This window comes from Alteromonas macleodii ATCC 27126, assembly GCF_000172635.2.
In the GTDB taxonomy this organism is placed as follows: domain Bacteria; phylum Pseudomonadota; class Gammaproteobacteria; order Enterobacterales; family Alteromonadaceae; genus Alteromonas; species Alteromonas macleodii.
The window spans coordinates 351000-366500 of the sequence record NC_018632.1; the positions used below are offsets into that span (position 1 = coordinate 351000).

A 15501-nucleotide genomic window follows, 5' to 3' on the forward strand; every position below is an offset into this window, starting at 1 on the left:
AATGATTAATGCGCCCCTGAAAGGGCGCTGTTTTAATCAAGATTAAGAGTTAGCTTTGCTTGCCAGGTCAATATTAAGTGCAGCCATCACTTCAAGTCCTGGGAACCCATCCGCAATCATGTTGTTACTAATTTGGTAATTGCGAATGCCTTCACGGGTAGCGGGGCCAATAATGCCGTCAGGCTTACCCACATCAAAGCCCAAATCATTCAGCTTGCTTTGAAGGGCAATAATATCTTTGCGATTGTACGCAGGTAAATCAGGTAACGTGGCTTTAATGCCAGAAGCGCCAGCAATACGGTCGGCCAATACACCTACGGCAATGGCATAAAACTCTGAGTTGTTCCAGCGCATAATAACGCGGAAGTTTTTGTAGGCGATAAAGGCAGGGCCGTTGTGACCAGCTGGCACAATAACATAGGCTGTAGTATCGCCTTCGCCCAATTCAGAACCATCAGCTTTTTTCACGCCTTGGGCGTGCCATTCACTGAGAGATTTTCTATTTTTATAGCCTGACTCTTGATAGTCAAAGTTCTCAGGCAGTTGCACTTCACGACCCCAGCGGAAGCTGCGCTCCCAACCCAAGTTGGCAAGAAAGTTTGCCGCAGAAGACAACGCATCTTCTTCACTTGCCCACAAGTTTATCTGTCCGTCGCCATCGCCATCAATAGCGTAGTGGGTATAGGCCGAAGGCATAAATTGGGTGTGCCCCATTGCACCGGCCCACGAGCCAATCATGTCTTCTTTTTGCAGCTTCTCTCGCTCCATCAATTTCACAGCAACAAGAAACTCTTGGGTGAAGTAGGTGCTTCGTCGCTTATCACACGCTAAAGTGGCAAGCGAATCGAGTACCGGCATTTTGCCTTTGTAAGAGCCAAAGTTTGTTTCTAGCCCCCAAAAAGCAAGCAGATAATGAGGAGGCACGCCGTATTTTTCACTTAGCTTATGCAAAAGCTTGTCGTGCTTTGCATACATCTCTTTACCTTTTTCGGTACGCCAGTCGGTAACGCGCTTGCTGAAGTACCCCGGAAAGGTTTGTACAAATTCTGGTTGGCTTCGGTCTAGCTCAATCACACGATCTTGGTGAACAAGACGAGGAAACACATCATCGATAGTCTGCTGGCTAACCCCTTCCTGCTTGGCTTTATCAGCAAGCGCTGCAGTGCAGCTAGCGAATTGTTCATTGGCTAGCGCTGAATTCATTGTCGCACCCGCGAGAAGCAGCGCCATAGACGTGCGAAGTGACGGTCGAAGAAATGAGGCGTAAGACTTGGCCCCTTTAGGCGAACGAGTAGAGAAAAAAGAAGACTTAAATGAAGCTAAGCGCATAGTACGGTTCCTGTGTTACTTGCCAGCATGCTATCGCATTGTGACCGTGAAACGCGAGTAAAATTCATTTTAGTCCTTCAACATATTAGCGCCATGGGACGTTTCAGAAGTATACAAATTCGGAGTGTGCATATTTGGAAACAGTTGTTGAGAGGCGGCCCGAATGGTAATGTTGATACTATTAAAACTAACGTTTTAAAGGCGTTCGTTAAATCCATATCGCAATATGTGCGATGTCATCCTCAATGATCTTCATGGCGTTTTCACGTGGCAAAAAGACAGACAAAAGACAATCCATCTTCAAAAAGTAAAGCATCAAGCAATGGCAAAGGCTCGGCCAAGCGCTCGTGGTTTTTCAAACTGTTTTGGCGAGTCACTCTTATTGGTTTGGTTGTGCTTGGGGCGTATGCCTTCTACCTTGACGCCCAAATTAAGCATGCGTTCTCTGGAAATAAATGGGAAGTTCCCGCGCAGATCTTCGCCCGTCCGTTGGAAATCAGCAAAGGTGAAGAGATAACGCCCCAAGAAGTCATTGATGAGCTCAATTTGCTGGGCTACCGCAAGGTAACCTTTGCCGACAGTAGCGGTGAATATAGCTATCAAAATAAGGTGCTGACTGTGCAGCGCCGTGCGTTTCAGTTTCCAGAAGGCGCAGAGCCTCTGCGTCATTTAGTGATCACGTGGGAAGGTGCACGTATTGGGGAAATTTATGACAAGTCGCAAGGCCGCCCGTATGGTTCTGCAAAGCTAGAACCCTGGTTAGTAACGCGCATGACAAGCGGGTCTCAAGAAGACCGTATGCTGGTAACGTTAGACACCATTCCTGAAATGTTGCCAAAAGCGCTAACCCTGGTGGAAGACCGCAATTTTTATAATCACCATGGCGTTGCGCCGCTTTCAATATTGCGGGCTCTAATGGCAAATATTGCAGCCGGACGAACGGTTCAAGGCGGCAGTACGCTAACGCAGCAGCTGGTTAAAAACATGTTTTTAACCCGTGAGCGTTCCATTGTGCGTAAGGCAAAAGAAGCCATTATGGCGGTGATCATTGATGCCCGTTACAGCAAATCAGAAATTATTGAAGCGTACTTAAACGAAGTGTTTTTGGGGCAAAATGGCGATATGGCCGTACATGGTTTTGGACTTGCCAGCTATTTCTATTTTGACCGACCAGCTAACGAGCTAAGTACGCCCGAAATAGCCACGTTGGTTGCTATTATTAAAGGCCCATCTTATTACAACCCACGCAAATATGCTGAGCGCACGAAAGAGCGTCGTGATTTAGTGTTGCGCATGCTGTTTGATGAAAATGAAATTAGTCGTCAAGACTACGAACGTTTTGTGAATATGCCGTTAGGGCTCGCCAGTGGGGCGAGCCTAGCAAGCGGTAAACACCCTGCTTTCATGGAGCAGGTTCGTCGGGAACTCAATGAAATTCTGGCTGAGCCTAGCTTAAGAGATTCGGGCGTAAAAGTGTTTACAACACTTGATATCGTAGCCCAGCGCCGCGCTGAAAGTGCATTGTCAGGTACATTAGACGGCTTGCAAAAAGACAGGAAAGTGCCATTACAGGGCGCAATGGTAGTCACAGATAGTGCAAGTGGTGAAGTACGCGCTATCGTTGGCGGAAAAGACTTTGCGTTCAAAGGCTTTAACCGAGCACTAGACGCAAAACGCCCTATAGGCTCGTTGATTAAACCTGCGGTTTACTTAACCGCACTAGAAGATCCAACACAATTTAACCTGGCAACGCCGCTTAAAGACGAGCCCATTACCCTTGAAAGTCGAAATGGAAAAACGTGGTCGCCACAAAACTACGATAAAGAATTCAGAGGCCAGGTGCCTTTACTTCAAGGGCTAGTCGAGTCTTTAAATATACCAACCGTTAATCTAGGCTTGCAGATAGGGCTTGATGCGCTAGCCGATACGATAGAGCGATTAGGGGTAACCACCCCCGTAGATAAAGTACCGTCGTTGACCCTTGGTGCTTTTGAATTGACACCATTTAGTACAAACCAAATGTACCAGACCTTATCAAATGATGGGCGTTACATACCTCTTCATACGGTGACTTCTGTAGTAACAGCAGATAACGCGCTGCTTTGGAAAAAGGCGGAGTTTTTTGCTCAGCGCACCGATGAAGCAGCAACCTATTTGCTCAACTATGCCTTGTATAAAGTAACCACCGAAGGTACTGCGAAGCGCATCGGTTGGAATTTTGGGAATGTGAATATGGCTGGCAAAACGGGCACCACTGACGATTACCGCGATAGCTGGTTTAGTGGCTTCGATAGAAACAATGTGGTTACGGTTTGGGTAGGCAATGATGATAACCAGCCGGTTAATTTGGCCGGTGCAGGTGGGGCCTTGCCCGTCTTTATAAACTACATGAAATCTCAGTCACCCAAGTCATTATCAAGGCGTTTCCCGAAAGGCTTAGGCATTGCACATTTTGACGCCAAGACCGGCGCGGTTGTGGTTGCAGGATGTGCTGGGAGTTTGAGCGTACCGGCTATTTTGGATGTGCTTCCTCCACCTCAACAAGATTGTTCAGGCCGTCCTGTAGACAAAGACAGCGACAAGGATGATAAAAGCTGGTGGGAACGGATATTCGGATAAAAAAACTCCAGTAAGAAGATAGAAAACACAATCACTTGGCTGGGATACAGTCCGTGCTTTCTATCTCCCTCTGGAGTAAAAGGCCCAGGGAAGGCAAATCTTTTAGCGGTAGTCGGTTAGGTTCCTATTTGTTTTTATTGCGTTTTCAGTGACCTTTCTGAAGGAATAGGCGCGCTGTTGAAAACACCAGCGCACTGACTACAAACGCAATAACCGGTCCGAGTACCACCATAAATAGGGTTGCGGCGGTTAACATGTGCATTCTCCTTATGCGTCGTTATCGTCTGAGCTGATAGGCTCAATCGGCGTAACAGTGATGTCAGCAACCAATGCATTTGCTTCTTCTACTTCTGGCTCAAACGTATGGCTTGCAGTTAACACGTCATAAGTCACGCCTAGGTCCAAGTTCTGCTTTACGTCATGCATGGCGCTTTCAACGATAAAATCTGTATGTGAAACAATGTTGTTCTGAGTGCCGTCAGCGAACGCTGATGCGCCCAATACGCTAGTTGCTAAAGTTAGTGCAGTGAAAGTTTTGCGACCGATAAACATAGTAATCTCCAAAAATTAAGTTAGACACTGCACTTGAACATACTGCGTGGCAGCTATCATGTTGCTAAAGGTTTCGATAATAAGTCGTTATCAATTAACAATTAGTTTATAGCGAGGGATGTGCCAACTCGTAAAAATAAGCTAAGTGTATGAATTTAGTGAATTTTAACTTTTGATAAAAAATGAAGGTGGAATAGGGGGATTAAAGAAATACTAAAATTTAGCGAATTTAATGTAGAGGTGGTCAAAATGACTAACGCAAATTTTTTAACACTTGCGCAGCGACACTGGTGACCATGAGAAAGGTCAGAAATAGGGGCGCTAGTCTATAAAGAAGAGCAGCGCCGCCAATGTATAAAAGAGTGAATAGGTCTAGGACGCTTTACTTCTAAATTGTGAAACCATTGTCACTACTAGCGCAATGATCACACCAGCAGCAATACCAACAACACCATCAGCAAGTATAGACATAACCAGCGATGCGTCTGGGATAAGTGCGGTAAACCAGTCGGTAATAACGTGCAAAAAGCCAATGCTGTGTGTGAGGATGCCACCACCGACTAAAAACATAGCAACAGTGCCTACAACCGCAAGGGTTTTCATTAATGCGGGGGCGGCAACTAATAACGCTCTGCCAATAAATCGTTGAAGGGTGTTCATTGAACCTGTTAACGACTTGCGAAGCATGTAAAGCCCAACATCGTCCATTTTAACTAGTGCCGCTACCAGCCCATAAACGCCAAGGGTAATCGCTAAGCTTAGTGCTACTAGTACACCAATTTGCGTAGTAAGTGTTGCATCGGTCACAGTACCTAATGCAATAACAATGATTTCAGCAGACAGTATGAAGTCGGTGCGTATAGCGCCTTTAATTTTATCTTTCTCAAACGCTACCATATCCACATCTTCGTGGGTAAGCGCTTCTATTCTGGCTTCTCGTGTTTTTTCTTCATCTTCGTGGGGAAGATATTTGTGCAGCAGTTTTTCTGCACCTTCAAAACATAAATATAACCCGCCCAGTACCAAAAGGACGGTTATAAGTGAGGGCACAAAAGCACTGATGGCTAATGCCGCAGGAACCAATATTGCTTTATTAATAAGTGAGCCTTTTGCTACTGCCCATACAACAGGTAGCTCTCGGTCTGCTTTAACGCCTTGGACCTGGTCGGCGTTTACCGCTAAATCGTCGCCCAAAACGCCCGCTGTTTTTTGCGCAGCGACTTTCGACATGGTTGCGATGTCGTCCATTAACGTTGCTATATCATCAAGTAGGGCAAGTAAGTTAGCTGCGGCCACGTCGAATATCCTTTGTTATGTATTACAGTTAGAGTAATCCCCAGTAAATAGCAGCTTAGCGTACTTAAAACATGGGGGATATACAATCAGGAATAATGCCGATAAATCACAATTCTTTTTAGGCAATTTTCAGGGCTATCACCAACAGAAAAGGCGAACTCAGAGGAAGTGTGAGTTGAGAAGAGCACGCTCGTGCTCTTCTCATGTTGAAGTTAATTACCCCAAATGTTGTTTACCAGTTCTGGATGATCAACAAAAGGGTTTCGATTGTTCTGGAAATTGAAGGCAGCGTCATTCCTATCGATTTCCTTTTGGCTTACAGGGTCTTGAGAATGCCAGCTTAAAAGCAGAGTTAAGAACCAGCTTTCAAATACTTGATCACTCGTACCATTCAACACTGCGTCGCCATAGGTGCTATTCGTTTCCCAATTTGCAATGACGTTTTCATAACGTGTCGCCATGTAGAAATACGCTCTTGCGAAGTCACCTTTGAACTCGTCGATGGGCTCAAAAACGGTGCCTGTATAACCAGAAGCAGAAGAGCCAGCGCCCAGTTTGGAACCATTCGATGACGTATAAGTAGCACTTGCGACATCACCGTACGGATAGCTACTTCGGCGACCGTTAACGTAGCCGTCGGTTGCAAAAACGTGATGAACATCAGTATTCATAGGCGAGACTGCACCGCCAAACCAGCTGCGCGGGAAAGCGTGTTCGCGGTTATAGCAACTGCCTTCTCCACTATAGCTGCCACACTGGTCAGAACCAGCCGTGTAGCTGTAAGCGTCACTACCATTTGGGTTTTCTGAATACATGTCCAAAATGGAGCCGTCATTTTCATAGTAGCTGTCGCTTGTGTATGAAATATAGAATGTCCAAAGGTCGCCATAGCTTTGTGTATTATGATTTTTGATAATGTTGTATAGCTCGGTTTTTAACGTATAGCCTGACAGACCGTTGGCACTTGCATAGTAACCAGTGAGTTCTGATGAACCACCATCACTGCCACCGCCACTCGTTGTGCCAATGCTAAAGCTGGTGCTTTCACTCGCGCCGAAAGAGCCGCCATTAGCAACAGACACGCCCTCTATTAGCAAGTTATAGCTGCCAGAGCCATAGGAGCAGCAGATTCCATCGCCATAGGCATCACTAATGGTAAAGGTATATTCTCCATCAGTAAGGCAAACCGCTTCAGTATAACTTTGGTTGCTAGCGTAGCTGCTGCCAGAGGCTTCAACTTGGTTGTTTGCGTTAGTTATTTGCCAACTGGTTTCGCTGCCGTAATTGTCGGTAGTTAAGTTCAAAACACCTGAATGGCTAGCACACGAACTTCCACCGCCGTTATTGCCACCTGACCCAAGCGTAGTCGGCTCGAATGCGTCTACATAGACGGTTTCTGACCCATCAAAGCCAGTCTGATCATAAAAGCGTAACCCCACCTCAATCTCTTTTGACGCTGTAGCGGAATAAGAGAAAGTAAGCTGTTGCCAGTTTCCGGTTAAGCTGTTGTCAGAATAACCTTGATAACCGTCTACATATAGGCGTGCTTTTACAGCACCTTCAGTGTGATATAGCCTCACTGAAAATTCATAATTTTGACCGGCGGTTACATTGATTGTCTGACGGAAGTCAGTTGAACCTTGCGTTGTCGTATTGACGGTAACTGCAGCAGACTTGCTTCCCGAGAATGAGTAGGCCGAGTTTTCAGCTACACTAATGCCGGAGTCGATAGTTGACCATGAATTAGGTGCGCCAGACGTCCATGTTTCAAAGTCTCCATTGGAGACCTGACCCATGGCGATAGCGGGTAACAACGCACTTGCCAAGCCGACTATTTGACGTAAGTTTATATTCATTTATTTTCCGTTATTGTCTTTATTTTAAATGTATATTTATTCCTTAAACGTAGTGTTCGACGCCTTCCTAGGCGTATCAAATATTGCACGTATTTGTGACAAAATGAATAAAAGTGCTTAATCTAACGGCAGAGAGTACTGAGTTAACGGCAAGGAAATAGATGCAAATAAACGGTGAGTTAGGCAAAAGATCAGTACTACCTATTATGGACTGTTGGGAGCAATAAAATGACTGACAGCCCAATTCCATCGCTATCCGTACGCTCATATACGAAGCAAACGTGCCGCCATAAACACAACTACTTTCAGTTAGTGCTGCCCATCAACGGACATATCTTGATAGAAATCGATAATTTTAGCGGGCGGGTAGGCGTAGGCGAAGGCGTATGCATAGCGCCGAATGAGGTCCATTATTTTAGCGCTAACGAACTGTCAAAATTTATTGTGGCGGACTTGGAGTATGTGCCAGTTAATTTAAATGACAGGTTGCACCCGATATTTCAGGTAACGTCCGCATTACAGGCGTTTTTATCGTTTGTAGAGATTCAAATTAGCCAGTTTGCTGACCAAGGCCATGAAGAAATACTGGCGCTATTTTTAACCTTGCTAGAAACATCCTTGGAAGGATGCAGCATGGATAAGCGAATGACTCCTGTATTAAGCCATATTCATCGCGACCTTGCCCGAGGCTTTACACAGGTGGAGTTAGCACGGATAGCCTGCATGGGAACAACGCAATTCAAAACACGCTTTAAAGAAGCCACCGGGCATAGTTTACGAGATTACCTTGTAAAAGTGAGGATGGAAAAGGCCAAAGCACTACTTAGAAATACCGATACACCAATGTTGGGTATAGCTCAGCTAACAGGGTATGAAGATGTTGCAGCATTCAGTCGCCGGTTCAAAGCGTATTTCGGGCGACCCCCTAAGTTTTTCAAAAGAAAGTGACTGTGATAAGGGCTTACCTCACATGACGGTAAATCGTTGATAGAGAGGGCTAGTTAATCTCTTCGTCTTTAGGAAGTTTATTGACTCTGGCTTCTATAAAACGTTTGTGGTCGTCCATTTTGGTGCATTCTAAGGTTCCACCAGCAATTCCACTCAATATCGCCAAAGTTTTATTGGTCGTACTGCTACAGTTTACGCGTTTTGAAGGGCGTCGATTTTCATTAGCTTGTATTTGCTGTGTGCTTGGCCCGCTAAGCACAGGACTATTTTTACGCTCTTGAAATGCTTTTGCTGCCTGTTCTGCGTCTTCAGCGACTTTGTCACTGTGATACTTTTCAAAGTAGAGGGCTGCGCCATCTTTTACCGATAGATTCAACGAGCCTGCGCGCCGATTTGCGTCTTTTGATAAAGTGGGCGACGGCAGTGTATTAGTCGGCTTACTTTCAATGGGTACCTGCTGTGTATCGGGCTCAGCATTTTTCTGCTGCTTGGGCGCAGGGCTTTCTACAATTTCATTCTTACTATCAAGTGCTTCAGTCGCTTTGGTTGCGTCAGGCTTCAACTCAATTTCTTGCCTTTTAGGGGAAACATCGATTGGTTTAGTTTCTTGTGGTTTAGCTTGGGCAGAAGGGCGTGGAACGGGGGGATAGTACAGTCTGGCGCTTATCTCCGGCGTTCGCTCCAAAACATTTACTCGTGCTTTTTGGTTGTTGATGCCCATTTGAGAAAGTATGACCACTACGATGACCCCAAATACATGTGCACAGCCCGAAATTAATAGTGGGCGCCACGCCGTTTTCTTTGCAACGGAATGGTGTTCAATGCTGCGCTCAGGCGCAAAGAAAGATGGGGTGATAGTCGTCATAGTAAACTACAGACCATGGGCCCTATCGAATAGTTCCATCCTAATTTCATCGCACTTTTTAGTCCTCTCACCTTACCGCAACCTCATACCGCTTCAAAATTGGGCAAATTTTTAACAGTGCACCATTAGTGTGCATTATTTTTGTGCGTTCATGAAGCGTTTGCTTGTATGTATTTGATTTATTTGGCTAATCATTTGTGGCATGGCTCTTGGTTTATCTTCCCATAGTTGGAAACACGACCATAAATCACAGAATAACCAAAACAAACTGGGAGCAACTCATGAAACTAGTCACAGCGATCATCAAGCCGTTCAAGCTAGATGATGTTCGTGAAGCCATTTCAGAAATCGGTATCGACGGTTTGACCGTGACCGAAGTGAAGGGCTTTGGACGTCAAAAAGGACACACTGAACTTTACCGCGGAGCGGAATATCAGGTGGATTTTCTACCTAAAGTCAAACTGGAAATTGCTGTTCAGGATGATCAAGTAGAGCGCCTGGTAGAAGCCATCGTTGGCGCTGCCAAAACAGGCAAAATTGGAGACGGCAAGGTGTTTGTTTACGACCTTGAACACGCCGTTCGTATTCGAACTGGTGAGTCGGATAGCGACGCGCTGTAAGCCACAACGATATATTTGCGGAGAAAACCATAATGGAAATCACTTTTGAACTTGGGTATGCGCTAGATACCTTTTATTTTCTAATCTGCGGTGCACTGGTTATGTGGATGGCTGCAGGTTTTGCGATGCTTGAAGCAGGTCTTGTTCGAGCGAAAAACACCACAGAAATTCTAACTAAAAACGTGGCGCTATTCGCTATCGCTTGCACTATGTACATGATTTGCGGTTACGGCATTATGTACGGTGGCGGCGACTGGGGTCCATTCCTAAGCGGTATCATGGCTGATGGCGCAACAGGTGTCGCTGAAGAGCCAGCAACATATGCACCTTCTGCTGACTTCTTCTTCCAAGTAGTATTTGTTGCAACAGCAATGTCTATCGTATCTGGTGCGGTAGCTGAGCGTATGAAGCTTTGGGCATTCCTAGCGTTCGCAGTTGTTATGACGGGCTTCATCTACCCAATGGAAGGTGCTTGGACATGGGGCGGCGAAGCAGTATTCGGTATGTATACGCTTGGCGACCTTGGTTTCTCTGACTTTGCAGGTTCAGGTATTGTTCACATGGCTGGTGCAGCTGCTGCTCTTGCTGGTGTTCTTGTGCTTGGTGCTCGTAAGGGTAAATACACCGCTGACGGTAAAGTAAACGCGATTCCAGGTGCAAACTTACCGCTTGCAACTTTAGGTACATTTATCCTGTGGATGGGTTGGTTTGGCTTCAACGGCGGTTCAGTACTGGCTACTGCAACTGTTGAAAGTGCAAACTCAGTAGCGATTGTATTTATGAACACAAATGCTGCAGCTGCTGGTGGTGCAATTGCTGCACTTATCGTAGCACGCATTCTATTCGGTAAAGCTGACCTAACTATGGTACTTAACGGTGCACTAGCCGGTCTTGTGGCTATTACAGCAGAGCCTTCAACACCTACACCATTACAAGCTACTTTGTTCGGCGGCCTTGGTGGTATTTTAGTAGTGCTTAGCATTGTTGCACTAGACAAGCTTAAGATTGACGATCCAGTGGGCGCAATTTCAGTTCACGGCGTGGTAGGTCTTCTAGGTCTTATCCTTGTACCTTTCACTAACGATGGTTCAAGCATCTCTGGTCAGCTAATTGGTGCAGCGACTATCTTTGTATGGGTATTCGTAGTGAGCCTAGTGGTATGGCTAGTGATTAAAGCGGTTATGGGTGTACGTGTGAGCGAAGAAGAAGAATTCGACGGCGTAGACATGAGCGAATGTGGCCTGGAAGCATACCCAGACTTCACAAGCAGCCGTTCGTAAGAGAGTCTCGATTAGGCAACGAAACAACAATAACAATAATGCCTTATTACTTCGTTTAAGCCCCGCTAATGCGGGGCTTTTTTCGTTTCATGCAATGTGTTTTAAGACCATTATTGAGCTTAGGAAAAGAGCCTAGGCGTAATGTGACAATAACGCTACACTATGAATCGATAAACTAACGCTAGATTTATTATCGGCAACGTTTTAGTAAAAGGACGGTTATGACTGCAAGTGTGCGACTTCTACCTTTGATACTGGCTTTCTTTAGTATCAGCTGTTTGGGCTATGACAGAATAACGGGCCAACCCTTTGCAAGTCGCTCAGAAGTTATTGCAAAGAACGGCATGGCAGCAACAAGCCAACCATTAGCTACGCAAGTGGCATTGGATATTTTAAAACAAGGCGGCAGTGCAGTTGATGCAGCTATTGCAGCCAATGCCATGTTAGGTTTAGTTGAGCCTACAGGCAGCGGTATTGGCGGCGACCTATTTGCCATTGTGTGGGATGCAAAAGAAGAAAAGCTAGTCGGCTTAAACGCTTCTGGCCGTTCACCCAGACAGTTAACCAAAGCGGTGTTTGCCGAGCGTGGCTTGCATCAAATTCCAAAATTTGGTCCGCTACCCGTTTCTGTCCCTGGCGCTGTAGATGGCTGGTTTGCACTACACGAAAAATTTGGCAAGCTGCCCATGTCTGCGCTGCTTACCCCATCTATCAAATATGCCCGTGAGGGGTTTCCTGTTTCAGAAGTCATTGCCTATTACTGGCAGATGAATCAAGAGCGAATAGGTCATTATGACGGCTTCGCAGAGACTTTTCTTATCGACGGGAAAGTACCGCAAAAAGGCGATGTTTTTAAAAACCCTGGCTTAGCCGTGACCTATGAAAAGATTGCAACAGGCGGGCGAGATGCTTTTTATAAGGGCGATATCGCACGCACTATCGATGCTTACATGAAGTCTCAAGGCGGCTTTTTGTCATACCAGGATTTGTCGTCACATACCTCGGAGTGGGTAGAGCCCGTCTCTGCTAACTATCGCGGGTATGATGTGTGGGAACTTCCGCCCAACGGACAAGGCATAGCGGCACTACAGATTCTCAATGTGCTTGAGCACTATGATATCGAAGGAATGGGGTTTAACTCAGCAGACTACATCCATACCTTTGTTGAAGCCAAGAAGCTCGCCTTCGAAGATCGCGCTAAGTTCTATGCAGATCCAGACTTCAATGATATTCCTGTCGACTGGTTAATTTCGAAAGAGTATGCCGCTAAGCGCCAGAAGCTCATAGATAATGAACGCGCAGCGAATCGCGTTGATGCGGGTATTTATGAAGGGGATACCATTTATCTGACCGTTGCTGATAAAGAGGGCAATATGGTGTCCTTAATTCAAAGTAACTACCGCGGAATGGGCTCAGGCATGACACCTCCAGGGCTAGGTTTTATTCTTCAAAATAGAGGTGAGATGTTTACGCTTGAAGAAGGGCACTTTAATGAATATCGCCCGGGAAAGCGTCCATTTCACACCATTATCCCGGCTTTTGTAACAAGAAACGGTAAGCCAGTGATGAGCTTTGGCGTGATGGGCGGTGGAACTCAGCCTCAAATGCATGCGCAAATTATTGTAAACATTCTCGACTTCGGAATGAATTTGCAGGAAGCGGGGGATGCTCCACGCATACTGCACAGTGGGTCGAGTAGCCCAACGGGAGCGTTGATGACTGATGGTGGCTATGTGAGCTTAGAATCGGGGTTCAGTGAAACCGTTCAGCGAGAACTCATGGAGCGGGGGCATAAGCTTCAACGCGTGGTAGGCGCGTTCGGTGGCTATCAGGCCATCGCTTGGGACGAGCAGAAAGGTGTCTATTTTGGCGCTTCAGAAACGCGAAAAGATGGACAAGCCGCGGGCTATTAAGCACACTAGTGTAAATAATAGGCGGCGGAGTTAATTTGTTCCCCGTTTGCTGCTTCGCTTTAAAGGGTTTCAAAGTTTGAAGCAGCCGCTACACTTTACGATAAGGTTCGCACAACAAAGCGCGGCGAATGATCGCCAGCAGCGAAACGTCAGAACAAGGCGTTAATAACAACAAGAGCGGCAATGACACAACCACAAAAAGGCCTCTGCGCTGAGCCAAATTTACATGCACAGTATTTATTACTGAACGTCATTGATGACGATAGCCAAGCCGTACGCGCCAAACTATCTCGCGTGCTGGATATATTCGAGCATTTTGAGAATGAGCACTACGAAGCCATGGTAACCGGCGTTGTCGCTATTGGCACCGGTTACTGGGCTGAGGTATACCCCGGTTTGATACCTGTTGAGCTTGCCCCTTTTCCTGATATGCAGTGTGATGATAGAAGTGCCCCCACCATGCCTTGCGATCTCTTCATTCAAATTCGCGCTGATAGGCTGGATATTTGCCATGCGGTTGGCATTGAAGTGATGGATTTGTTGCGTATTCATGTAGAACTGGTGGAGCAGATAAGAGGGTTTAGGTACTTAGATGGCCGTGACCTCAATGGTTTTCTCTATGGCGCAGACAATCCACGTGGAATGAAGCGCAGACAAGTCGGGATTATTGGCGAAGATGATCCTGATTTTAGCGGTGGCAGCTATGTTCACATACAACGCTATCGCCATGATTTAAGGCGCTGGAATAGTCTTTCAAGCCGTCAGCAAGAACAAGTGATGGGCACCACGCAAGAACACAATTTGGTAAGTAGCGAACAGTCTGAGTCTTCGCATTGTGTTAGGGCAAGCACTGTTGCGCCCGATGGCGACGAACCAAGGCTAATTAAGCAAGGCATGCCATACGGTGATATGGCCTCTCAAGGTTTATTCTTCGTAAGCTGTAGTGCCAGTGCGCGGCCATTTAAACAGATGCTCCACAGCCAAATATACGGCAACGGTGAAGGCGATTATGACAGATGGCTGGACTTTACCAGTGCTGAAACAGGTGCTGCGTTTTTCGCGCCATCCATTAATTTCATTCGCCAGCAGGCTAAGTTATCTGAGTCCTAAATTTAACCGTCGCTTATGGCCATTGGGATTAGTAGACTAGCGCACCATCCCAATCTTCCTTAAAATCGACGCTTCTGTAAATTCGACAAACATCTATGTGATGATGCGCTAGCGAGTCGTTTGGGCTCATAGCGACAGCGGTCTCAAAAAAAGAAATGGCCTCGTCCCACTGCTGATTTATACGGCATGCGATACCTGCGGCAATCTTGGTCTGAACCGCCAACTTCTTTTCCTGCTCACTCTCTGAAAGGTGGCTTAACACCTCGTATATTTCAATTGGCGCTTTTCGTCCTTTCACTCTTACCCAGTCAAGCAAGCGGGTTTTAATTGGGAAGCCAGACCCTATGGTCTGAAGAACTTGGGCACTTACGATAATATCCGCCTCGTATTTGGGGGTTAAAGCTTCTAAGCGAGAAGCAATGTTTACGCTATCGCCAATGACGGTGGTATCCATCCTATCTTCTGAACCTACCGTACCCATAATAACAGGGCCAAAGTGGATACCTATTCCCATATTAATTGGTTCGTAGTTACTGTTCTTTCTATGGCCGTTATATATTGTCAGCGCTTTGCGTAAGTCGAGCGCAGCATTAACCGCATCCATAGCTTTTTGTTGTGAAGATCCTTCGCGATGATCGAACAGCGCCATAATGGCGTCGCCCATGAACTTATCAATAAAACCGTGGTTTTGATGAATAGGATCGTTCATTCTGGTGAAATAAGAATTAAGAAAGTTCATCAACTCTTGTGGCGTAATACGTTCAGAAAAGCCGGTAAAGCCTCTGATATCGCAAAACATAATCGCAACGTCGTTTTCTGCCGCATAGCCAAGACCCAGCGCGTCTACGTCAGAATTCGACATGTGCTCCACAAACTGCTTTGGAATGAATTTTTGAAAGGTTTGTGTAAGCCTTTGGGCCTCATCGGCAGCTGTGTGAAAGTGCGTTTCATCGTCGTTTTTTGCGACAGTGGTGGAGACATGACGCCGACGTTTAAATTGGCTAGCTCTGTATGCAAACCGACGGCTGCGCCTTACGTGCAAAGTTGTGATAGCGACACTGTAGAGAAAAAGTGCGCAAATAGCGCCAAACTGCCAATCCATTGATAACACCA

General features: G+C 46.2%; 12 protein-coding genes. 6 read left to right on the plus strand and 6 right to left on the minus strand.

Annotated elements, in window-relative coordinates; genetic code table 11:
* Positions 1–42 precede the first annotated feature (42 nt).
* On the minus strand, positions 43–1329 hold the full coding sequence (locus tag MASE_RS01525; RefSeq protein WP_014947996.1) for a lytic murein transglycosylase: 1287 nt from the start codon (positions 1327–1329) through the stop codon (positions 43–45).
* Positions 1330–1596: 267 nt separating this feature from the next.
* On the opposite strand from MASE_RS01525, the gene mrcB reads away from it, so the two are divergent.
* Complete coding sequence (mrcB, locus tag MASE_RS01530) at positions 1597–3948, plus strand: penicillin-binding protein 1B (protein WP_014947997.1); 2352 nt, start codon at positions 1597–1599, stop codon at positions 3946–3948.
* Positions 3949–4215: 267 nt separating this feature from the next.
* Here the strand turns inward: mrcB and MASE_RS01535 are convergent, their stop codons facing one another.
* From MASE_RS01535 to MASE_RS01545, 3 genes are all read right to left on the minus strand, one after another.
* Positions 4216–4500, minus strand: a complete 285-nt coding sequence (locus MASE_RS01535) for a hypothetical protein (protein ID WP_014947999.1) — start codon at positions 4498–4500, stop codon at positions 4216–4218.
* 372 nt (positions 4501–4872) lie between these two features.
* Positions 4873–5796, minus strand: a complete 924-nt coding sequence (locus tag MASE_RS01540) for a DUF808 domain-containing protein (protein ID WP_014948000.1) — start codon at positions 5794–5796, stop codon at positions 4873–4875.
* Between the two features lie 212 nt (positions 5797–6008).
* Positions 6009–7652 carry an endonuclease gene (locus MASE_RS01545; protein ID WP_014948001.1) on the minus strand — a complete coding sequence of 548 codons (1644 nt, stop codon included), beginning with the start codon at positions 7650–7652 and terminating at the stop codon, positions 6009–6011.
* A 228-nt stretch (positions 7653–7880) separates the two neighbouring features.
* Between MASE_RS01545 and MASE_RS01550 the strand changes: the two genes are divergently transcribed.
* Positions 7881–8600: an AraC family transcriptional regulator gene (locus MASE_RS01550; protein WP_014948002.1), complete on the plus strand. Its 720-nt coding sequence runs from the start codon at positions 7881–7883 to the stop codon at positions 8598–8600.
* A gap of 49 nt (positions 8601–8649) precedes the next feature.
* Here MASE_RS01550 and MASE_RS01555 read toward each other — a convergent pair whose 3' ends face one another.
* Positions 8650–9465, minus strand: a complete 816-nt coding sequence (locus MASE_RS01555; RefSeq protein ID WP_014948003.1) for a hypothetical protein — start codon at positions 9463–9465, stop codon at positions 8650–8652.
* Positions 9466–9746: 281 nt separating this feature from the next.
* On the opposite strand from MASE_RS01555, the gene glnK reads away from it, so the two are divergent.
* From glnK to MASE_RS01575, 4 genes are all read left to right on the plus strand, one after another.
* Positions 9747–10085: a P-II family nitrogen regulator gene (glnK, locus tag MASE_RS01560; RefSeq protein WP_012516988.1), complete on the plus strand. Its 339-nt coding sequence runs from the start codon at positions 9747–9749 to the stop codon at positions 10083–10085.
* A 32-nt stretch (positions 10086–10117) separates the two neighbouring features.
* Positions 10118–11365, plus strand: a complete 1248-nt coding sequence (locus MASE_RS01565; RefSeq protein ID WP_014948004.1) for an ammonium transporter — start codon at positions 10118–10120, stop codon at positions 11363–11365.
* A gap of 221 nt (positions 11366–11586) precedes the next feature.
* Entirely contained in the window at positions 11587–13278 is a 1692-nt protein-coding gene (gene ggt, locus MASE_RS01570) for a gamma-glutamyltransferase (RefSeq protein ID WP_014948005.1), read from the plus strand.
* Positions 13279–13461: 183 nt separating this feature from the next.
* Positions 13462–14388, plus strand: coding sequence for a Dyp-type peroxidase (locus MASE_RS01575; RefSeq protein WP_014948006.1), 927 nt, complete (start codon positions 13462–13464; stop codon positions 14386–14388).
* A gap of 28 nt (positions 14389–14416) precedes the next feature.
* On the opposite strand, the gene MASE_RS01580 is transcribed toward MASE_RS01575, so the two are convergent.
* Positions 14417–15490 (minus strand): adenylate/guanylate cyclase domain-containing protein, encoded by a 1074-nt coding sequence (locus tag MASE_RS01580; protein ID WP_014948007.1) that lies wholly within the window; start codon positions 15488–15490, stop codon positions 14417–14419.
* Between the last annotated feature and the right edge of the window lie 11 nt (positions 15491–15501).

What these genes read in the sequence shown, in the direction of transcription:
- MASE_RS01525 (WP_014947996.1), bottom strand. Translation starts at nt 1,329, where the DNA reads ATGCGCTTAGCTTCATTTAAGTCTTCTTTTTTCTCTACTCGTTCGCCT.
- MASE_RS01535 (WP_014947999.1), bottom strand. Translation starts at nt 4,500, where the DNA reads ATGTTTATCGGTCGCAAAACTTTCACTGCACTAACTTTAGCAACTAGC.
- MASE_RS01545 (WP_014948001.1), bottom strand. Translation starts at nt 7,652, where the DNA reads ATGAATATAAACTTACGTCAAATAGTCGGCTTGGCAAGTGCGTTGTTA.
- MASE_RS01550 (WP_014948002.1), top strand. Translation starts at nt 7,881, where the DNA reads ATGACTGACAGCCCAATTCCATCGCTATCCGTACGCTCATATACGAAG.
- MASE_RS01555 (WP_014948003.1), bottom strand. Translation starts at nt 9,465, where the DNA reads ATGACGACTATCACCCCATCTTTCTTTGCGCCTGAGCGCAGCATTGAA.
- glnK (WP_012516988.1), top strand. Translation starts at nt 9,747, where the DNA reads ATGAAACTAGTCACAGCGATCATCAAGCCGTTCAAGCTAGATGATGTT.
- MASE_RS01565 (WP_014948004.1), top strand. Translation starts at nt 10,118, where the DNA reads ATGGAAATCACTTTTGAACTTGGGTATGCGCTAGATACCTTTTATTTT.
- ggt (WP_014948005.1), top strand. Translation starts at nt 11,587, where the DNA reads ATGACTGCAAGTGTGCGACTTCTACCTTTGATACTGGCTTTCTTTAGT.
- MASE_RS01575 (WP_014948006.1), top strand. Translation starts at nt 13,462, where the DNA reads ATGACACAACCACAAAAAGGCCTCTGCGCTGAGCCAAATTTACATGCA.
- MASE_RS01580 (WP_014948007.1), bottom strand. Translation starts at nt 15,490, where the DNA reads ATGGATTGGCAGTTTGGCGCTATTTGCGCACTTTTTCTCTACAGTGTC.